The sequence below is a fragment of the Stutzerimonas stutzeri genome (genome assembly GCF_024448935.1).
Classification (GTDB): domain Bacteria; phylum Pseudomonadota; class Gammaproteobacteria; order Pseudomonadales; family Pseudomonadaceae; genus Stutzerimonas; species Stutzerimonas stutzeri_AO.
The window spans coordinates 1-1,318 of sequence record NZ_JAMOIE010000228.1 but is presented as its reverse complement, the minus strand read 5'-3'; the positions used below and the strand labels follow the sequence as shown (position 1 = coordinate 1,318).

Here is a 1,318-nt window from a genome sequence, read left to right as displayed (position 1 = left end):
GTTCGTAGGAGCGGGCCATGCCTGCGAAGCGATTGTGCCAGCGATGCCGGAGCGGCAACCGATCGTTGCCGTGGGCGGCCGATCGGAAACCAGCCCTGCGCTACGATTTGCAGCGCCTGAGCCGGCCACTCAGTCAGGCGTCAATCGGCACGGTCAGTTCAGGCGGGATCGCTGCCGTGTATCGATCGAGAGCGCCGAGTTGTTTCCTTGGCACGCCGTTGAAAACGTAGGCGAGGCAGGCAGGCAGGCAGGGCAGGGCCAAATAGTCGTTCGGACTGCCGCGTCGTCGAAGCGCGCAGGTAAAGGGCGGCGCGCAGCGGCACCCGAGGCTGAGGTTTGCCATCGCTGAAAGTCATGGGGGTTCTCCCGACAAGAGGCGCTGTGCCGTTGCAACAGGCAGATACAGGGTATTGGGCCGGTCAATCAGCGGCGTGAATCCGAAAGCCGTGTAGAAGGTGGCGGCCCTCCCGTCGATGGCGTCGGCAAATATGGCGTGGGCGCCTATTGGAGCTTCGGCGACCGTTTTGATCGCGTCGAATAGCAGCGCCTCGCCAAGGCCAAGCCCGGCATAAGACCGATCGCGGCCGAGCCAGCCGATCAGCACGGCCGGGACGGTTGGATAGCGCGGCAACCGGCTCGTCAGCGGCTCGGGCACGGCGGTCAGCGGGACGTTGCTCGATGACAGCGTGTAGAAACCCGCGATCCGGTCGGTCTCAAGGTCTCGGGCAACAAAGCAGGTCGCGTATCGGCGCTTGATGTCCTGCATGACCGCCTCGCAAAAATAGCGGTCGATCCGCTGGTTGCCGCACGAGAACGTCTTGCGCTGGTGGGCCTTGGTCAGCGCCTCTATCGCAAACCGCGCGCTCACCGGGGCGCGATCAGGTCGGCATGACGCTTCGCGGCGCGGGCCAGGCGGGCGTTGGGCGCGGGCGGATCAATCAGCGCCTTGGCAAAGCGCACCTGATCCTCTGCAGCAAGACGCAGCACGTCGGCTTCCTCGACCGTGCGGCGGGCATCCTCACCTGCCGTGGCGATGAGATAGCCGGTTAGCGTCATGCCGCGCAGCTTGGCCGCGCGCTGCATCTGCTCATAGACATGGATGGGAACGCGCGCCTCAAGGCGGGCGGTTTCGATTTCGCTTGCGGGTCTGGGCATGGCTGAACTCCTTTTCTACATTATATACGGCATACTGCCGGATTTATCAAAAGGATGATCGCCAGCAAGCTGGCTCCAGGGGACTCGTGCTTCTGCTCTTCGTAGGAGCGAGCTTGCTCGCGATCCATGGATTCCGCGGGGGCGATCCATGGATTCCGCGGGG

At 64.0% G+C, this 1,318-nt stretch carries 2 protein-coding genes; both read right to left on the bottom strand.

Annotated elements, in window-relative coordinates; all coding sequences use genetic code 11:
* Positions 1–352 precede the first annotated feature (352 nt).
* Positions 353–868: a GNAT family N-acetyltransferase gene (locus NA637_RS25020; RefSeq protein ID WP_256075269.1), complete on the bottom strand. Its 516-nt coding sequence runs from the start codon at positions 866–868 to the stop codon at positions 353–355.
* Positions 865–1,155: a DUF1778 domain-containing protein gene (locus NA637_RS25015; protein ID WP_256075268.1), complete on the bottom strand. Its 291-nt coding sequence runs from the start codon at positions 1,153–1,155 to the stop codon at positions 865–867. The genes NA637_RS25020 and NA637_RS25015 overlap by 4 nt, the downstream gene beginning before the upstream one ends.
* Positions 1,156–1,318: the final 163 nt, after the last annotated feature.

Excerpts from the sequence above, each read along its gene's own strand:
- NA637_RS25015 (WP_256075268.1), bottom strand. The coding sequence starts at position 1,155 with ATGCCCAGACCCGCAAGCGAAATCGAAACCGCCCGCCTTGAGGCGCGC.